We start from the raw sequence: 913 nt of genomic DNA, 5'->3' as shown, positions 1-913 counted from the left end.
AGCAGACGCTGCTGCGGGTCCATCGCGGTGGCCTCACGCGGGCTGATCCCGAAGAAGTCCGCGTCGAACTCGCCGATGCGCTCCAGGAACCCGCCACCGCGGGCGTAGACCTTCCCGGTCTGGTCCGGGTCCGGGTCGTACAGCCCCTCCAGGTCCCAGCCACGGTCGGTGGGAAGCCCGGTGATGGCGTCACGTCCTGAGGCCACGAGCTCCCACAGCTCCTCCGGCGCAGTCACCCCGCCGGGGTAGCGGCAGCTCATGCCGACGATCGCCAGCGGCTCTGTCGCCCGGGACTCGACCTCTTCGAGCTGCGCCCTGGTCTCGTTCAGTTCGACCGCGACCTTTTTGAGATAGCGGACGAGCTTCTCCTGCTGATCGATGTTCTCTGTCATTCCTGTGTCCCCCGTCACTCTTCGCCCAACTCCACATCGATCATCTGGAAGATCTCTTCAGCGGTGGTGGCCGCTTCGATCCGCTCCCTGGCGTTCTGCTTCCTGTCACCCTGAGCGCCGTCGCTCGCACCGGCGTTGATGCCGGAGAGCAAGGTGCGCAGACGCTTGGCCACCCGCTGCTGCTCCTCCGCGGAACTCGCGGCGAGCATGTCCTCGAGCTTCCTCACCTCTTGGTCGATGAGGGGCTCGGCCGGTTCCCGTCCGCCGATCTCCGACAGCAGGAGGTCGGCGACCGCAGCCGGCGTGGGGTGGTCGAACACGAGCGTGGCGGGCAGGCGCACGCCGGTGGCCTGCGTGAGCCGGTTGCGCAGTTCGACGGCGCTGAGCGAGTCGAAGCCGAGCTCCTTGAACGCCCGTTCGGGGTCGACGGACGCGGCCGAGGCATGTCCGAGTACGGCCGCGACCTGGGCCTGGACCAGTTCGAGGACGATCCGCTCCCGGTCCGCCTCCGGTGCGCCGGC

General features: G+C 68.5%; 2 protein-coding genes. Both read right to left on the bottom strand.

Going from position 1 to position 913, the window contains the following annotated elements:
• Positions 1–392 (bottom strand): beta-ketoacyl synthase N-terminal-like domain-containing protein (locus FVS66_RS01555; RefSeq protein WP_187645338.1); only part of this gene is annotated, 392 nt, incomplete at its 3' end.
• A gap of 14 nt (positions 393–406) precedes the next feature.
• On the bottom strand, positions 407–913 hold a 507-nt coding region (locus FVS66_RS01550; protein WP_262386744.1), incomplete at its 5' end, for a phosphopantetheine-binding protein.

The sequence above is a fragment of the Streptomyces sp. TRM49041 genome, from assembly GCF_008271805.1.
Lineage (GTDB): Bacteria > Actinomycetota > Actinomycetes > Streptomycetales > Streptomycetaceae > Streptomyces.
The sequence above is the reverse complement of the archived record's forward strand: the minus strand, read 5'-3'. Positions and strand labels throughout refer to the sequence as shown.